The sequence below is a fragment of the Clostridium sp. DJ247 genome (assembly GCF_014231265.1).
This window is the reverse complement of sequence record NZ_JABAIW010000073.1, coordinates 1-19141: the sequence shown is the minus strand read 5'-3', so window position 1 is coordinate 19141 and position 19141 is coordinate 1. Positions and strand designations below refer to the sequence as shown.

12 protein-coding genes are annotated in these 19141 nt (G+C 32.3%); all 12 read right to left on the bottom strand.

The window, feature by feature from the left end; genetic code table 11:
* The coding region (locus HGI79_RS20245; RefSeq protein ID WP_313885242.1) for a contractile injection system protein, VgrG/Pvc8 family at positions 1 to 518 on the bottom strand (518 nt) is incomplete at its 3' end.
* 157 nt (positions 519 to 675) lie between these two features.
* Positions 676 to 1053 carry a DUF4280 domain-containing protein gene (locus HGI79_RS20240; protein ID WP_185652483.1) on the bottom strand — a complete coding sequence of 126 codons (378 nt, stop codon included), beginning with the start codon at positions 1051 to 1053 and terminating at the stop codon, positions 676 to 678.
* A gap of 15 nt (positions 1054 to 1068) precedes the next feature.
* Positions 1069 to 1554, bottom strand: coding sequence for a serine protease (locus HGI79_RS20235; RefSeq protein WP_185652482.1), 486 nt, complete (start codon positions 1552 to 1554; stop codon positions 1069 to 1071).
* Between the two features lie 163 nt (positions 1555 to 1717).
* Positions 1718 to 2191: an SMI1/KNR4 family protein gene (locus HGI79_RS20230; RefSeq protein WP_185652481.1), complete on the bottom strand. Its 474-nt coding sequence runs from the start codon at positions 2189 to 2191 to the stop codon at positions 1718 to 1720.
* 21 nt (positions 2192 to 2212) lie between these two features.
* Complete coding sequence (locus HGI79_RS20225; RefSeq protein WP_185652480.1) at positions 2213 to 8575, bottom strand: RHS repeat-associated core domain-containing protein; 6363 nt, start codon at positions 8573 to 8575, stop codon at positions 2213 to 2215.
* Positions 8576 to 8709: 134 nt separating this feature from the next.
* Positions 8710 to 9162 (bottom strand): SMI1/KNR4 family protein, encoded by a 453-nt coding sequence (locus HGI79_RS20220; RefSeq protein WP_185652479.1) that lies wholly within the window; start codon positions 9160 to 9162, stop codon positions 8710 to 8712.
* Positions 9163 to 9190: 28 nt separating this feature from the next.
* Positions 9191 to 10066, bottom strand: a complete 876-nt coding sequence (locus HGI79_RS22535) for an RHS repeat-associated core domain-containing protein (protein WP_207725859.1) — start codon at positions 10064 to 10066, stop codon at positions 9191 to 9193.
* A gap of 657 nt (positions 10067 to 10723) precedes the next feature.
* The gene (locus tag HGI79_RS20210; RefSeq protein ID WP_185652478.1) at positions 10724 to 11599 is read right to left on the bottom strand and encodes a hypothetical protein; all 876 of its coding nucleotides are present in this window, start codon (positions 11597 to 11599) and stop codon (positions 10724 to 10726) included.
* 13 nt (positions 11600 to 11612) lie between these two features.
* Positions 11613 to 16304, bottom strand: a complete 4692-nt coding sequence (locus tag HGI79_RS23575) for an RHS repeat-associated core domain-containing protein (RefSeq protein WP_313885243.1) — start codon at positions 16302 to 16304, stop codon at positions 11613 to 11615.
* Between the two features lie 442 nt (positions 16305 to 16746).
* Positions 16747 to 18024 (bottom strand): hypothetical protein, encoded by a 1278-nt coding sequence (locus HGI79_RS20200; RefSeq protein ID WP_185652476.1) that lies wholly within the window; start codon positions 18022 to 18024, stop codon positions 16747 to 16749.
* A 155-nt stretch (positions 18025 to 18179) separates the two neighbouring features.
* Entirely contained in the window at positions 18180 to 18779 is a 600-nt protein-coding gene (locus HGI79_RS20195) for a hypothetical protein (protein ID WP_185652475.1), read from the bottom strand.
* Between the two features lie 15 nt (positions 18780 to 18794).
* Positions 18795 to 19141, bottom strand: a 347-nt coding sequence (locus HGI79_RS20190; RefSeq protein WP_207725858.1) for a hypothetical protein, incomplete at its 5' end; no start/stop codon positions are given.

The window sequence follows — 19141 nt, the reverse complement described above, 5'->3', positions numbered from 1 at the left end:
ACATATCCATTATAGGAGGCTATTCTTTTTAAAAACTGCCAGTCCGTTTCATTATACTGCAGTACAAACCTACCAAGGTTTTTACCCTCTGCTGCTAGATTCATATAGTCTGCTCCAGCATAACTAGAAAGAACCTTTTCTATCAGTTCTGTATAAGACATATTCTTATTTTGAAAAGACCTGCACTTTAGCTTTACATCTAAGTCATAGGTACAGGATACTCCTTCTACTTCTAGATAATATATATTATTTACAGCTTTAACTTTTATATTTGAAACAAGTCCTTTAAAAAGAGCTCTTACTACGCTGCCGTTAGATAGCAGATTTACTTCTATTTTATCCTTTGAAGTAGCTATGCTTATATATTCGTCTTTTTTTTCTTCTGGAATTATTCCTGTAAAATACAATTTAGAATGATTGTTTACTTCTTTTATAATTTTTAATTCAATCATACTTTGAATTTCATATGGACATACTAAGCTTATATTTCCATAGGTTATAGTATTATTACCTTCCACATCATACCCCCCTATACAATATTTTCCGTTTATCCGATGACTACCCGCTCTAATACTCCCATCTTCTCCAAAGTGGGAGTAAAGAGCGGCTACGTCCCTGGATTCGTTCAACTAGGACTCAGGTGGGGTCAAAACCCCATCTGAGTCAAGTTTCACTTTATTGACCGTCGTCTTCAATGATTATGGTACCATCATAGATACATTTATTTGTGGATGTATTAAGCAGAGCTGGCGCATTTTCCACTAATACCTCATTTTTCCCATTTGTCCAAGGCATGTTTAATATAGGTTTACAGGATTCAAAGGTATCTACTAAAGGATTCTTAGGACTTTTGCAAATGCCAAAAGTAGTAATGTTTACTCCAGGCTTATAGTCCATTACATTTAACTGTGCCTTATCTTTTATGTATACTCCATGACTTGAAGGTACTCTTAATTTACTTTTTCTGCTGCCGCAGGTGCATTTTAGTTTAGCTCCTGCCACCACATAACTTTTCTCTTCTCCTTCACCACTAACAATTTGTGGTTCCTGCATTATGCATTCCTCCTTTTAATTTTCCTTTTCTACTTTTTTTAGCTTAATGCCCGTAAAGTCTCTTCTTAGAATACTTTCAGCTGCATCAAGTCTTACCAGCATTAAATCCTCAATAATTCCGTTAACTTTAAATATTTTAAAATTTCCTACTTTCTTTTTATCTATAACAAGCCTTTTCAATGTTCCGTCTTTGTTAAATTCACTTTTATCTGATAGGCAATCTATGCTGTCTGGAACCATAAGCCAGTATAAATCTTGTTTTTCTTGTTTTCTGTCGCAAAGTACTATAGGTTTAAAGAAGATTTTCTTATCATATTTTTGCAACAGCTTCTTAAGATTATCTGATACCAAAGGTACAGGCTTTTCTATAAAATCTATATATTCACTGCTGCTTTTTTCCTTTATATCAAATTGAATTGGCATCTCATCTTTCTTTACTCCTTTCAATATTTTAGGCGTAGAAAAAAGACTAACGCCTTTTGTATCAGCGTTAGCCTTCATTATTACTTGATATATATTTGATTTTTATTTTCGTTACGCTCACTATATTATGATAATTGTTCAGTATCTTATGTGTTCAAATACCTATACAAACTCTATTGAATACTTTGTTATGATTTCATAAATATTTTTGCAGCTAAATTTAACAAATTTTTTAGTTAGATTATTCTCTCAGCTTTTTCAGAAATTCAACAAAACTTTCTGCTACTTTAATAGTAACAGGTTTGAAATCATCCGATTCTTCATGAAACCATACTGAAATAGAAGGTTTTTTATCATCTCTGAAATCTAAACATACAAAGTCACCTGCAAACAATGCCGCAAAAGGAATAACATTCGCTCCAACTAAATTTTCATCATCAGTTAGTCTTGTATCAATTTGAGATAATACAACCTCTAAATCATACCATCCATACGTCTCGTCTGATTCTGGTGATTCTAATAAGCATAAAAATCGTTCAATTAAATACTCTCTACCTCCATAATTGAAAATATTTGTTTGAGGTATGGCACCATTATTTACCTTCAAAAATTCTTTGTATTCTTTAGGTAGTTCTACTCTACAATACTCTTCGAATGAACTTATCACTTCATCATCAGGTAATGGTAAAATAATGCTATCTGCTTTTATTTTCATAACTGTTAATCCTCCAACCTTTTATCTTCCTCCAGGACGATATGCCCAGTGGCCTGAACTTCGTCCTCCTATATGATTCGTCACATTGTGTATACCGAACGGAACAAGTTCCATTTGTGCTGGAATTTCTGAGTGGTTCCAAGTGGTTCCTTCTGGACGTCCACCTATCAACTCATCAAGGTAATCAAATTGTTCCTTATCCCTAGCTTTCCATAAATTTTCTGGCAATGGTTCTGTTCTTAGAACTACTCCAGCACCTTGAAAATCTGCATATCTTGTTCCTGGCTTCATTTGTATTTCTGGAATCAGCCCTTGCTCAACAGCCTTATTCTTAATAGCTACCTTATCTGCTGCTGTAAGGCTATCACCTCCTGGTATGTTCCTCCACTTCCACGGCTTATTAGTATTTACAACATTGGCATAGTCCTGTGAATATGAATTATACCAGTACTCTTTATATCTTGCAGCCTCTTCTGGACTCATTCCATTAATAAATGGCTTAGCTTCAGCCTCCCCAAATATGTTCTCACTCTTACATTTCCCATATCCACTCGGATCTATATAGTTTATAGGATTATTCCCTACATAAGCATAAAGATTAAGTCCATCACCTCTATAAACATCTTCCTGAGTAAATCTACCTACAACAGGATTATAGAACCTAGATCTCAGATAATATTGGTTATTTATTGGATCATACTGCTCTCCTGAATATCTGAACCTATTATGAACTTGTTCATTTGCTTCTAAGGTATTGCCGAAGGCATCATAAGAATAAGAGTTTACTATGTTACCTGATATATTAGTTAAATTAACAACATCACCGTGATAGTTATTTAAATAATAATAGCTATTATCCTTGTTGTCTCTTTGAGATATTAACTCAATACCTCTTATACTTGCTACTTTTAGACTATCTTCTGCATCAAGCTCTGTTATTATATTCCCTCTATCAAATACAAACTCACTTACTATACCATTTTCATCTATTTCACTTCTTAATCCTTCTGGATTATAGAAGTTTTTAATATAGCTTCCATCATATTTTTGTACACCAGTATTACGATTGAAGCAATCATAAGTATATTTTATAGTATCTTGTTTGCTTCTTTCTTCTAGAAGATTTCCTTGATTGTCATACTCAAAAGATGTTAACTCATTGCCTTCAATTAATGATATTAATCTGTTTCTACTGTCGTAAATATAGTTTGTTGCTTGGGAGTCTAATGTTCTCTTTACTCTATTTCCTACCTTATCATAGCTAAAGGCTTCTATGCTTTCATTTGGATATACTACCTTCTCCAGTCTATTCAGGCGATCATAACTGTAGCTTGTTACGTTTTCACCTTCATCTTTTCTAACTTGATTTCCATTATTATCATAGAAGTACCTATGATTTAAAAGCTCCTTGCCTTCTTTTGTTTTAGCTAATATTTCTGATATATTTTTGTCTACATCGTGATTATACTGTATGTTTATTCCATTACCATACTTTATAGCAGCTATTGTACTATCTGGATTATAAGTATAAGAAGCTGCCTGTTGGTTGCCATCCCATACCTCTTTTAACATTCCAATTATATCATATTTGTAATTTACTTTTCTACCAGTTATGTCCTTTAGAACTGTTATATTACCATCTTTATTGTAGTTATATTCAAGCACAGTTTTTCCATTTACAGCTTTAGTTTTGAGATTCATGTTTGGAGTGTAAGTGTAGTTATAGACTTTTCCTTCACTTATACCTGCAGCTAAACTTCCATCTTTGTTATATCTATATTTCTCTGCAATACCTGTAACTGCATCTCTTCTACTTATTACGTTATCATCTTGATTATACAGATACTCAATTATATTCTTATTTCTATCAATATGTTTTGCAAGTCTTCCTTGTTTATCATACTGATAGGTCATTACATCTCCTGCTGGATCTTTTATCTGCGTTAAAAGATTTAAGCTGTTATATGTGTATTCTGTTTTATTCCCATTATCATCTACTGTGGCTGTTACATTTCCTGCATAGTCGTAATCATACCACTCACGGCTTCCATCAGCCTTCTGTACTTCTTTTACTTTTCCCCATAAATCTAAACTGTAGAAAGTTTCATTATCTTCTCCATCTTTTATAGCAGTAACATTTCCAAGTGCATCATATCTGTATTGTTGGCTTATCTTTCCTTTTTCTTTTGCCCCTGGAGTTATTATATGTCTTATTCTTCCCCCTATGTCATAGCTATACTCTACACCAGTTTTTGAGGCATCTAATTTTTCTATAAGCTCTCCAACTTCGTTGTACTTATTTTTCTGCACAATTACACCAAGAGCATTAGTTACTTCTACTAGACGATTCATGCTGTCATAGTTATAGCTTGTACCTTTTCCATCATCTTTTTCAGGGTCATAGTTTTCTGGAGTCACATGTTTTATTATGTTTCCTGCTGCATCATAGAATAATCTTGTCACTCCACCTTCTTTATCTATAATCTTTGTCTGCCTGTTCATAGCATCATATTCATAGATAATAGAGTAACCATTACAATCTGTTTCTTTTATGATGTTTCCAGCACTGTCATATTCATAGGTTGTGCTTCTTTTAGACTCTTCATCCTTTGAATCTCTTCGTACAATCTCCACAAGTCTATCTGCAGCATCATAACGAACTATGTTTTCGTAACCTTCTGGAGTTGTTACCTTCGTTATATTACCATTTCCATCATACTCATATAAAGTCTTAGCTGCTGTCTTTCCTTTTGTCTCTTCTGCTAAATCTCCTTCATTTATCTCTTCACTTATTTTTTCCAGCCAGCCTATGCTGTTGTAATAGTATCTTTTTACTTTATAAGTATTAGCATTTATTCTAGCTCTTTCTAAAGTTTTATTTCCAAGACAATCATAAGCATATTGTATTTCTGATCCTGTAGTATCAGTTATTTTTGTTATTCTGCTATTTTTATCATAAATATAAGTTATTGTGTTCCATTCTTTAGGATACTTATTCTCGTCCACATATTCCGGAGATATTTTCTCTTCTATTCTACTTCCTGCTTTATCGTAAGAATATAAGGTTACATTATATTTTATATTTCCTGACTCTTTTTCTACAGGCACTCTTTTTTCAAGCATCCACCCTGCAGTATTGTATTTATAAAGTGTTCCATATCTAGTTTCATCACTATTTGCACTTAGATATCCTTTAGCATCTATTTCTTTTATTATTCTGCCTGCTTCGTCATAGATAAATCTTCTTGATACATTTCCCTCTGGGTCTTTTATAGTTACAAGTCTGTTTCTTTCATCATATTCATACTCTGTACCTTTTCCATCATCTGTTTCTTCATTGTAATTTACAGGATCTATTGTCTTTATCATATTTCCTGAAATATCATATTTTACTCTATATATTCCACCTGTTGGGTATATAGTTTTTATTCTTCTATCATTTTCATCATACTCATATTCCACACCTAACCCATCATTTACAGCTCTGTCATAATAGTTAGGATTTATTTCTTTAACTAAGTTACCATGTACATTATACTTTACTGCAAAAATATTTTGTATTGGGTCTGTAGTTTTTATAAGCCTATCCATTGCATCATAGCGATACTCATAGCCTAAACCATTGTCTGTATATGAATTGTATTCATTTGGAAGAACCTTTTTTATCAAGTTTCCCATCTTGTCATACATTAATCTTGTTATATTACCTTTTGCATCAATTATGTGTGTCTTTCTATTTAAAGCATTATAACCAAATTCTACAGTGCCATAAGAGCTTGTTATAAATGTCATTCTTCCTGCTTTATCATATTTATAACTGAATATATTTCCCTCTGGGTCTTCTATTGTTGTAGCCTCATCAAAATCCTTGTTGCCATATTTAAATCTAGTAGTATTCTTTTCTGGGTCTTTCCTTTTAATCATTCTTCCATATTCATCATAAGTGTAACTTGTTTTTGAATAACTTCCATCTTGTATTTTAATAAGTTCTTCTACAAGATTGCCCCTGTCATCATAATTATAAAGAGTTTCTCCACCTCCAGAGGTTTCTGTTTTTATAAGACTGTCATTACTATCATAGTAATTATTTACTTTGTAACCACCTGGATGTACTTCTTCAAGTAAGTTTCCTCTACTATCATAAACCCTATGAATTGTTTTTCCTGCTCTATCTGTTTCACTAGCTTTATTATCATATTTATCATAAGTCCAAACTTCTTTTGTATCATCACTATATATTCTTTCTGTAATAAAGTTTTTACGATTATATTTATATTTTTCTACTAAACCTGTTGCTTCATAGGTGAAGGTATTTTCCATGTCCTTATCATTATAATTTACATGTGCTATATTTCCTTCACGATCATACTGCTTTATTACTCTGGCACGGCCATCATATACATTTTTTACATATGTATTCCCTGCCATATCTGTTACAGTTATCAGTAGATTATTTTCATAGGTGTATGTGAAAACTCCTTCATTTGCAAAATACACATTTATAAGGTTATCACCGTCATACTCATATGTTACTTTTCTCTCTATGTTATCTGCTATTTCTATTATTTTCCCATAATTGTATTTGAAGTAAAGTACCTTTCCTCCTGGTGAGGTCATGGTTTTTATATTGCCATTATCATCATAGTCTATAGTTATTTTGTTATTATTCCTATCACTTATAAAAGTAAGATTTCCATCTTTATTATACTTATAGGTTGTTTTATCCTTTAGTTTTAAAATAAACCCACCAGTTTCATTATCATCTAAAAGCATATTAGCCGTGCTTTCCGTGGATTGATTTTTCCATTTGCCTTCTTCTTTTATAAAGTTTTCTATATGGCTATCTGGATATACTAATATTACTTCGTTATCACTTTCTTTTTCTATGCGGCTTTCGTATTCAAATGTCCAGCCTCTTCCCATAGGCCCTATACTTGTGTCATTTGAGTTATAGGTTCTTCTTATGTCTATACCTAGTCCCCTGTCTTCCACAATAAGGTCTGTTGATTCTAAATAGAAGGCTCCTGTAGCTCCATTTACAGGGTCAATTAGTTTTACTATTTTGTCTTTAATCATATTTCCTGCTTTATCTATTTTACTTAAAGCCTTAGTCCCAGCATCCACATATGCATTTCCAGCATTCTTAGCAATCTTTTGCACGTTGCCTAAATATTTTTCCCCAAATTCATTTCCAAATTTACCAAGCTTATTTACACTTTCCCCTACCGCTTCAAAGGCTTTTTCAAGCTTTTTTGCACCGCTTCCTAGGACACCCAAAACTTCTTCACCAAGTACTTTGCCTGCACCTTTCTGAATCCAAGGAGCTGCTGAGCTAATTAATTTACTTCCGCCGTGAAACAGTCCTGCTGTAGCAGCACCGATTCCTGCATCCGTTAACACTGTCCATGGATTAATCTTTCCATTTTCCATTTTTTGTCTCATGCAACTTTCAAAGGCATTCGTTATTCCTCCTATAATTGCTTTTCCTGCCAATCCACTTGCAGCACCAAAGGGTCCAAAGATTGCTCCCGATACTGCCCCAATGAAGGTCTCTCTGGCGGCGGCACCGGCATAGGAGCTAAAGTTGCTTACCTCTCCTCGCTTTATATCTGAAACTGCTTTGCTGGCTACCGCTGCTGTACCCCCAATGACTGCACAGGTTGCAACGGCTCCTATAACTACGGCTCCTGCTCCAAGAGTTGCAACAGTTAACACTGCAACGGCAGCTACTGCTGCTACTACAGCAAGTCCTCCAAGCACGTTAAGTGCCAGTTTACCCCAGTTAAACTTAGGTTTTTCTACAGGCTTTGGTGGTGGCGGTGGCTGCCCCTGTTTCGGCTCATCATCAAATGGTGGATATGTTGCTCTATCCGTTCCCTCTGTAATAACATCACCGCCTAAAAAGTGATATTCGCTTTCTACAGATAGACCACTTGTCATACTACTTTTCTTTGCTAAAACCTGACTTTGTCCTGTAATTACTATTCGCTTTGGTGTATAAAAGCATATGTCATCATCTGCATTAAGCTTTAACTTTTTATGGCTCTTTAATGTAACACCTAAAGCATCATCTATACTTAGCTTTAAAGGTTCTTTACATCCGCCTACTATATTTATTGCACCTGGAGTAATCTCCAGCTCACTTCCATGTTCTGTTCCAAAATAGCGGTTATCTGGGTTTCCTGTCTTTTGGCAGCTGCCTCCGTTTTTACGTATACAGCCTAGAGCCGTTGCATTGTCTCCTGTTTCATCTGGAAAATAAAGCCTTGCATAGGTGCCTGTTTTAGGCATACAGTACATTACATTTCCTGTTGGTGGTGCAAAGGGAAACCAATATGCCTTTGAGGTAGTTTGCTCTTTATCTATGTTAAGATGAAGTTTCACAAGCTCACCCTGCACATTAAATAGAAACTTCCAGTTTCTGTTATAACCTCTGAGGTCATAACAATAACTGGAAGTTATTGTTTGCTATTATATATCTAACATTTTATAAGAATTGTAACTTACCCAAAATAACTTTATTCCCAATCATCTTCCCAATCTTCAACAGCTTCTTCAAGTTGTTTATAAAAAAAATCACAAAAGTTCCCATGTTTTTTCGGACCAGCCCCATCAATTCTATCCCAATCTACAACTGGACACTCACCATTTTCCATCCTAGATGTATCTAAACAATATATCCATTCATCACAATTTTCGATTACAACAAAATGTTCTGGTAAACCTATTTTCCTATATCTTTCCGTAGCTTCTACACAAGATAGAATATCACCTTTCGATACCCCAAATACCTCTATCCCCATAATTAAAATATGACCATAATTACTAAGAAACCATTTATAGCTCTCTGGAAGTGTAACCTTTAAAGCATCTTCAATCTGTGAGATCTTTTCAACGCCAACCCTGCCCGTAAAATAACAGTCCTCCTTGGTATCAGAAATAATTTTAGATATTTCATTTTTTTTATCCATATTAAACCTCCTAATAATATAGTATTAATTATTCATTCCATATATAATCTAATATATTTTTTGCTCTTGATTTCCAATAAGCTTTTCTAAAATTATTATATTGCTTATCTAAAACATCATTACTTCTAAAACTTGCTCTTTTTAAATTTCTTCTTATATCTCTTATTTCTTGTATCTCTTCTAACGATTTATTTATTAAAGGTCCCAAATTATTCAAGTCCGTTAGCTTAGGATAACTTGGCTCATATAGTAATCCATGTAATATATTATAATATTCTTCTTGATGTTTACTATAAGGTAATTCTATCATTGGGCCTGATTCCATTTGCACTAAATGATGAAGTTCGAATTGCCTTCGATTAGCATCAATTGGAGCATTTCCCGCCTTAGCACGTTCTAAATTTGTTAATCCATCTTTCCCCTTAGTAAACCAATCAATTTCATTGCTTTGATATACCCTTCTACTTACATCTCTTCTTTCTCCATTAACCCTTACTGTTCCTTTATATTCAACAGGAGTATAGTTTTTTGTGTTGCCTCGATTTTCTTTGTTCCCTCTGAAATTAGAGGCCTCCCTTGCCTGCCTACTTTCAAATATATTTTTGTATACGTTAGGATACTTCTTATATAACTCTATTTTCCTTTCACATGTTAATGCATATCCACTAGGATCAACATAATTTATAGGATTATTAGCTACATAAGCATATAGATTAAGCCCATCACCCCTGTATTCATCCTCCTGTGTAAATCTTCCTACCACAGGATTATAGAACCTAGCCCTTAAATAGTACTGATTCGTTATTGGGTCAAACTGTTCTCCCGAATACCTAAATCTATTATGAACTTGTTCTTTAGCTTCTATTGTATTACCAAAGGCATCATAACTGTAACTATTTACCAAATTTCCAGCAATATCAGTTAATCCATCAACGTCACCATGATAGTTATTTAAATAGTAGTAACTATTATCCTTACTGTCTCTTTGAGATATTAGTTCAATTCCTCTTATACTTGCCGCCTTTAATTTATCCTCTTCATCAAGTTCTGTTACTACACTACCTCTATCAAATACAAACTTACTTACTACTCCATTTTCATCTATTTCACTTCTTAAACCTTCTGGATTATAGAAGTTTTTAATATAACTACCGTCTTGTTTTTGAACACTAGTTGTACGGTTGAAGCAATCATAAGTGTACTTTGTAATATCTTGTTTGCTTCTTTTTTCTAGAAGATTTTCTTGTAGGTTGTATTGGTAAGCTTAATTTCATTTCTAAATTAAACCCTAATCGGAACATATGATATCGAGATTCTAAACATAATACTGTTACTATTTACAATTTTATTTTGTAGATTTTTCTCCAGCTACATCCAACAAATTCATACTAATTAATCCTTCTCCGGCTACCGTCTGCTTTTTTATCAAAAAGCTTTTTATGCAAAACAAACTGCAAATTAGCCTTTCATTCTTAAACTAATTTGCAGCATAAGATAAATTATATTTTTAATTTTAGAACATTAATATAAGTCACATGTATTTAATAACTTGTTACCTGATCTATTCAAAACGCTTTCTCCATTTTTCCCATTCATCTGGTTTCCAATACATTTGAGGCTTTTTTATATCAACTACTATTGGTTTAAGTAATTTATATAATTTCTTATATCTCTCAAGAAGTTCTTCATCATTTTCAGGCCATTTATCTTGTAATAGATTTAGCATAATATAATCTTCACCTAACTCGTAGGTTAAATGTCCTTTCTCATTTGCATCCATTATAGCATCAAATCCAATTTTATCATATATTTTCTCCGATAACACTTGTATTAAATTTGGTCCATCTATACCTTTATTAATTTCTCTTAAAAAATACGGATTATATAGTATAGAATATCTATCATTAATCGTATTAGTAGTTCTCAAAACTTTTGCTGCTTGAGAAACACTTTTAGGTAATAAATGGTCATTTATTCCCATTACATAATTACAACATACATAATGATATGTCATACTATAAAATGACCTGCGAATAAAGTGTACTAACTCTTCCCAATATATCTCTGGTGTACATTCAAAATACATTCTATTAGGCATCTTACAAGGATACTCTTCTCTAATATTTTCAAGCATAAATTGGATTTTAACATTTTGTAAAGTATCTTTTGTTGCATCTGTTAATGATAAACTAAGAGTTGTATCAAAATCTGATTCATCAATTGTTTTATTAAAATATTCTATTCCATCCATATTCAGTTTCTTTAATATAGCAGTGCTATAACTATAATATTTAAAATTAGGGTGTGTTAACTCACAAAAATCTGTGAAAAGTTCTTTTATGATTCTTTTACATTTGTTTGGATTCTGGTAGAAATAAAACATTACTCCTATCCTTACATCATATAACGGTTGATTTTTTAAATCTTTAAACTCCATTATTTCCACTTCCTTATCTATTGTAATTAAATTGTGTAGGAATTATGTTAGTCCACTTTACTATATTTTCATATTGTTGTGTACTTGGCCAATCATAACCATTAGGTTTTAAATCCCATATATCGTACTCTTCAGTATCCCTCTTCCACTGAAAATCTGGTCTGCGAATATTACCTTTTCCACCAGATGTTCCTGGTTTAATAATTGTTTTATCAATCTCCAATCCTTCAATATTAGCACTTCTTACTCTTTTAAAAACTCTGTTATGAAAATATGTTCCATATTCATTAAACTTACCATCTTTTAATAGCTGCTGTGCTCTTGGTGTTTTTTTCATCAATTTTTCTACATATCGTCTTGTTGATTTTATTGTAGCGATTGTATCTTCTTTCGACAACTTCCTTGTAGCAAGATTCTCAGTTTCTCTAAATCTGGAAGCTTCCCTAGCCTTCTTATTCTCATATAAATTTGGATACTTCTTATATAATTCTATTTTCTTCTCACATGTTAAAGCATATCCGCTAGGGTCAACATAATTTACGGGGTTATTCCCTACATAAGCATAAAGGTTTAATCCATCTCCCCTATACTCATCCTCCTGCATAAATCTACCAACTGCAGGATTATAGAACCTAGATCTCAAATAGTATTGATTTGTTACTGAATCATACTGCTCTCCTGAGTACCTAAATCTGTTATTAACTTGTTCATTTGCTTCTACAGCATTGCCGAAGGCATCATAACTGTAACTATTTACTAGATTTCCAGCAATATCAATTAATCCATCAACGTCACCATGATAGTTATTTAAATAGTAGTAACTATTATCTTTGCCATCTACTTGAGATATTAACTCAATACCTCTTATACTTGCTGCTTTTAAACTGTTATTTTCATCAAGTTCTGTAACTACACTATTACCATCAAATACAAACTTACTTAATACACCATTTTCATCTACTTTATCTCTTAATCCTTCTGAATTGTAGTAGTTCTTTATATAACTGCCATCAGACTTCTGTACACTAGTTGTTCTGTTAAAGCAGTCATAGGTATATTTAGTAGTTCCTAGTTTACCTGTTTCAGTTAAAAGATTTCCTTGTAAATCATACTGATAACTTATAGTATTTAATTGTTCTGCTGTATTTGATGCTTCTATTACTTGTGTAAGTCTATTTCTAACATCATAACTGTAGTTTGTAACAAGAGAATCTTTAGCCCTCTTTATTCTATTTCCTACCTTATCATAGCCGAAGGCTTCTACAGTCTGATTTGGATATACTACTTTCTCCAGTCTATTTAAGCAGTCATAAGCGTAGCTTGTTATGTTACCAGCTTCATCTTTTCTAACTTGATTACCATTGTTATCATAGAAATATTTATGATTTAAAAGCTCTTTACCCTCTTTAGTTTTTGCCAGTATTCCTGCTATATTTTTATCGGCATCATGTGTGTAATTTATATTTATTCCATTTCCATACTTTATAGCTGCTATTGTACTGTCTGGATTATAAGCATAGGATGCTGCCTTATTATTACCATCCCATACTTCTTTTAACATTCCAATTATATCATAATTATAGCTTATTTTTCTACCAGTTATGTCCCTTAAAGCGGTTATATTGCCGTCTTTATTGTAATTATATTCAAGTACAGTTTTTCCATTTATACTCTTGCTTTTAAGATTCATATTTGGAGTGTAAGTGTAATTATAAACCTTACCTCCACTTATACCTGCAGCTAAACTTCCATCTTTATTGTACCTATATTCTTCTGCTGTGCCTGTGATTGCATCTTTCTTACTTGCTATATTATCATCTTGATTATAGAGATACTCAATTATATTCTTATTTCTATCAACATGCCTTGCCAATCTTCCCTGCTTATCATACTGATAGGTCATTACTTCTCCTGCAGGATCTTTTATTTGTGACAAAAGATTTAAGCTATTATAGGTGTACTCTGTTTTATTTCCATTTCCATCTACTGTACTTGTTACATTTCCTATATAATCGTAGTCATACCACTCACGACTTCCATCTGCTTTTTGTACTTCCCTTACTTTTCCCCAAAGGTCTAGTTTGTAAGAGGTTTCATTTCCTTCTCCATCTTTTATTCCTATTATATTTCCAAGGGCATCATAGGTATACTGCCGACTTGCTGTACCTTTTTGTTTTGCTCCTGGAGTTACTACTGCCTTAACCCTTCCACCTATGTCATAACTGTATTCTACACCAGTTTTTGAAGCATCTAATTTTTCTATAAGCTCTCCAACTTCGTTGTACTTATTTTTCTGTACAATTACGCCAAGAGCATTGGTTACTTCTACAAGACGATTCATACTGTCATAACTATAACTTGTACCTTTTCCATCATCTTTTTCTGCATTGTAGTTTTCTGGAGTTATGTGCTTTACTATATTCCCTGCTTTATCATAGTAAAGCCTTGTGACTCCTCCTTTTTTATCTACTATTTTTGTCTGCCTGTTCATGGCATCATATTCATAAGTGATAGAGTTACCATTACAGTCCGTTTCTTTTATGATGTTTCCTGCGCTATCATACTCATACTTAGTACTTCTTTCAGAATCCTCATCCTTTGGATCTCTCTTTATTATTTCCACAAGCCTGTCCGCAGCATCATAGTGTACTATATTTTCATAGCCTTCTGGAGTAGTTACCTTTGTTATATTTCCATTACCATCATACTCATACAAGGTTTTAGCTGCTGTTTTTCCTTTGGTTTCTTCTGCTAAATCTCCCTCATTTATCTCTTCACTTACTTTTTCAAGCAAACCTACACTGTTATAGTAATATCTAGTTACCTTATAGGTATTTGCATTTATCCTTAATCTTTCTAAGATTCTATTTCCAAGGCAATCATAGGCATACTGTACTTCTGCTCCTGTGGTATCAGTAATTTTTGTTATTCTGCTGTTTTTATCATAAGCATAAGTTATAGTATTCCACTCTTTAGGATATTTATTTTCATCCACATATTCTGGAGATATTTTCTCCTCTATTCTTCTTCCTGCTTTATCATAAGAATATAGAGTTACATTATATTTTATATTTCCTGATTCTTCTTCTACAGGCACTCTTTTTTCAAGCATCCAACCTGCTATATTATACTTATAAAGTGTTCCATATCTGGTTTCATCGGTATCTCCGCTTAAATAAGCTTTAGCATCTATTTCTTTTACAATATTATCTTCTTCATCATAAACAAATCTTCTTGATACATTGCCCTTCGGGTCTTTTATAGTTACAAGTCTGTTTCTTTCATCATATTCATACTCTGTACCTTTTCCATCATCTGTTTCCTTATTGTAATTTACAGGGTCTATGGTTTTTACTATATTACCTGCTGCATCATATTTTACCCTGTAAACTCCACCTGTTGGATATATGGTTTTTATTCTTCTACAGCTGCTGTCATATTCGTATTCTACTCCTAAACCATCATCAGTATATCTGTCATAATAGTTTGGATTTATTTCTTTTATTAGATTTCCATAAACATCATACTTTACAGCAAAAACACTCTGCAGTGGGTCTGTGGTTTTTATAAGTCTGTCAAAGGCATCATAACGGAATTCATAACCCTTACCGTTATCTATACTATAATCGTACTCATTTGGGAATATCTGCTTTATCATGTTTCCCATTTTGTCATATAGAAGCCTCGTTACATTACCTTTAGCATCAGTTATATGGGTTCTGCTGTTTAAAGCATCATATCCCAGTTCTACAGTGCCATAAGCTGTAGTTACAGCAGTCATTCTTCCTGCTGCATCATATTCATATCTTGATATGTTTCCTTCAGGGTCTTTTACAACTGTAGCTTTATCAATGTGCTTCTCTCCATATTTTAACTCCACAGTATTCTTTTCCGGGTCTGTCTTTGTAATTATTCTTCCATATTCATCATAGGTAAAAGCTGTTTTTGCATAGCTTTCATCTTGTATTTTAACAAGCTCTTCTAATAGATTTCCCCTATTATCATAACTATAGAGAGTTTCACCACCACCTGAAGTCTCTTTCTTTATAAGGTTATCATTACTATCATAGTAATATTTTATAAAGTAGCCTCCTGGATGTATCTCTTCAAGTAGATTTCCCTTACTGTCATAAATCCAATTAGTAGTTTTTCCTGCTCTGTTTGTTTCACTAACCTTATTATTATATTTATCATAATTATATATTTCACTAGTACCATCATCATAGATTACTTTAGTAACTAGGTTTTTTCGATTATATACAAACCTCTCTACCTTTCCTGTTACCTGGTAGGTAAAGGTTGTTTCCATATCCTTTTCATTGTATTCTACATCTACTATATTTCCATCTCTGTCAAACTGTTTTACTACTCTTCCAGATTTATCATATTCATTTTTTACATAAGTATGTCCATCTTGATCTGTTATAGCTGTTATAAAGTTGTTTTCATAGGTATAAGTTAAAACTCCTCCATTTGGATAAAACACATTTACAAGGTTATCATTGTCATATTCATACTTTACTTTTCTTCCTATATTATCTATTACTTCTACTACTTTTCCATAATTACACTTAAAGGAAAGTTCCTTTCCTCCTGGTGATGTTATGCTTTTTATATTTCCTTCACTATCATAGTCTATGGTCATCCTATTGTTATTTCTATCACTTATAGAAATAAGCTTTCCAGCTTTATCATACTTATGAATTGTTTTATCTTTTAGTTTTAAAATAAAGCCGCCTGTTTCATTATCATCTAAAAGTACATTTGCTGTGCTTTCTGTGGATTGATTTTTCCATTTATCTTCTTTTATAAAGGTTTCTATGTGTCCATCTGGAAATACTAATGTAACTTCATTGTCATTTTCTATTTTTATTCGGCTTTCATACTTAAATGTCCAGCCTCTTGTAATATCCTCTTAAGGTTATCCGACACCAATAGCATAGGCTTTTCTATAAAAAACACATGTCAAAAAAACGATAGTAACATTTGAATATTCGTTACTATCGTTTTACCGTAATAGATTTATAAGCTCATTCCTTCACTATTATGTTACGTTTTATAAATCTAATTTTTATTGATTTATTTCTCATTGAAATTATTAGAAATCTTATAATCTGCTTAGTCCACAAAGTCAACTATATATATTCCTACCACTGTAATATTTTATCTTCACCTTTCCATATAATCCATCTTTTTTTCTCTAAAATATTAGCAGTCCCAATAGAATAAACACTTCCTGTTTGTGCATCAAGTTCTAAAAGATGTAGCATTCCAGCATAAGTACCAATTAATAATTTTTTGCCATCAGCAGATATATCCATTCCTGATATAGTTGATCCTAGATAAAATTGCCACCTAAACTCTCCTTTAAAACTATATGCTCGTATATAGCCATTAGCATCGCCTAAAATATACTCATCATCTCTTGAAACAGCAGCATACACTCTACAAAAATCATCTATTTCTATTGCATTATTTTCAAGTTCATCCTCATCTTCTACGTCATCTAAAGAAAATTGAGTTGTTATACCATTATAAAAATGACATGAATTAAAAATAATATTTTTCCCATCTTTAGAAAACAACGCATAGTGTGGATAAGATGATTCTGGAACAATATTAGCTATTTCGTCATAATTACTATCTAAAATTATATGATTACTATCTTGGTCACCTATTGCTATATATTTACCATCAGGTGATACAGCTCCATGAACCATTGATAATTCAATTTCCTCATCTTCTTCCAAATATTCTTCTTCTGGATATATTCTTATGTTTTCCTCAGGTGTTAACACAAATATTCCTCTATAACTTACCAATAATACCCTATTGCCATCTGGAAATGGTATTAATTGATTTATATAAGGAACTTGTTGAATTAATTCTACAGTATCAGTTTTATCAAATCCCTCTGTACTATTTGACCAATTAAAAGTATTTATAATTTTACCATTCCATCCATCATAAGTTCTTATGTAATCATTATAAGCAACTGCATAGATTTTTTTATCGTATGAACATCCAACATATAAAGCTCCTTCAATAACTTGCTGCTTATCATTTTCAATTATAAATACTTTGCCTTTTTCCCAAAAATCCCCCACTCTAAAGATTATCTTTTCATCTGACGTAATTAAAACAGATGTAATTGCTTGACCTACTTTTTCAATAATATCTATTAGAGGCACATGGGCTGGTGGAAAGTTATTTCTTAAGTTTTCAATTTCATTATATTTATTTGCTTCTTTAATTATTTCAACTATCTCATTTGCCATATCTTCTCTTGTTTCCTTAGGCTCTTTACCTACCTCATCCCAACCTTCTGTCATACCCCTTTCAACAAATTTATTTGTTTCTTCTGCATATTTTCGCCCTTCCTCACACCATCTTTTAGATAATTCTTTATATTTATCCCAGTTCATTGTAATCCCTCACTTTTAATTTATTCTTTCTTATTTTTCTATACAAATTAGTGCTAACCTAAACTTAACCTTTAGTATTTTTAATAGCAGAAGACCTTAGTAAATTTTTTTATTTACTAAGGTCAAAGGCATTAATATCAAACAAACACTAAAAACTAATCTACAAATTTAAATTCTTTTATATTTTGAAATGTTATATTTTTAATCTTAGCTTTTTCTAGTATATTTTTAACCTTTTCTGTTACTATAGGTAATCCTCTTAAATTTTCAAAACAAAAGATATCTGACCTATCCCATTCATCTAAATTCACACTTAATCCGTTAACTCTATATTCTTTACTATAGTCATGCCTACCACATTTTTCACACTTATCAATTAAAGTTCCATCTATATTTCTCAGATAACCACATCTTCCTTTTACGATCATCTCTTTCAATCCATTAGTATTAAATTTTATCTCATTTCCTCTATTATCATAACATCCAACTACATTAATATCTGCAACATCAAATCCTGTTATATTAGCTTCTTTTAGAACATTATACATTTTTTCATTTATTATAGAATGTTGAGGAATACTATAGTAATCTGCTTCTTTTTTTCCTTTAAAAGATATTTTTAGATTTGAAAGAATTTCTACTCTTATTCCTCCACATAATTCACATATATGTCTTTTTGTGTAGTTTTTCTCATAAATTGCTCTTGCATAATTTTTATCATAATCTTTTCTTAAAATATAAAAATTTTGTTCCATAATCTATCTTCCCCTTCAATCATATAAGCTTAACCACCAAGGTTTTGGTTTAGCTCTAAATTGTTCTATTCCAGCTTTTTCAGCCATATGATCTAATTGTTCTAGTATTTGTCTAGCACCTGCTTCTTCATGATTTTCCATCCAATCTTCCCAAACCCTATTCCAAGGTTTACCTAAAGGACTATTTTTGGTATGTATACCATTGTCCTTTTTAAGTCTATGTATACCTTTATCTAAGTCAAAATAGAACTCTCCTTTATTTACATCATTTATACCATGATCTTTAAACCATTCATGATGTTCTTCTGGTAATCCATGATGAACTTCTCCAAAAGCATCATACCCAGTATAGTCTTTAAAGA

Coding starts and splice junctions, on each gene's coding strand:
- HGI79_RS20195 (WP_185652475.1), bottom strand. CDS start 18,779: ATGGAACAAAATTTTTATATTTTAAGAAAAGATTATGATAAAAATTAT.
- HGI79_RS20210 (WP_185652478.1), bottom strand. CDS start 11,599: ATGGAGTTTAAAGATTTAAAAAATCAACCGTTATATGATGTAAGGATA.
- HGI79_RS20230 (WP_185652481.1), bottom strand. CDS start 2,191: ATGAAAATAAAAGCAGATAGCATTATTTTACCATTACCTGATGATGAA.
- HGI79_RS20220 (WP_185652479.1), bottom strand. CDS start 9,162: ATGGATAAAAAAAATGAAATATCTAAAATTATTTCTGATACCAAGGAG.
- HGI79_RS20240 (WP_185652483.1), bottom strand. CDS start 1,053: ATGCAGGAACCACAAATTGTTAGTGGTGAAGGAGAAGAGAAAAGTTAT.
- HGI79_RS20200 (WP_185652476.1), bottom strand. CDS start 18,024: ATGAACTGGGATAAATATAAAGAATTATCTAAAAGATGGTGTGAGGAA.
- HGI79_RS20235 (WP_185652482.1), bottom strand. CDS start 1,554: ATGAAGGCTAACGCTGATACAAAAGGCGTTAGTCTTTTTTCTACGCCT.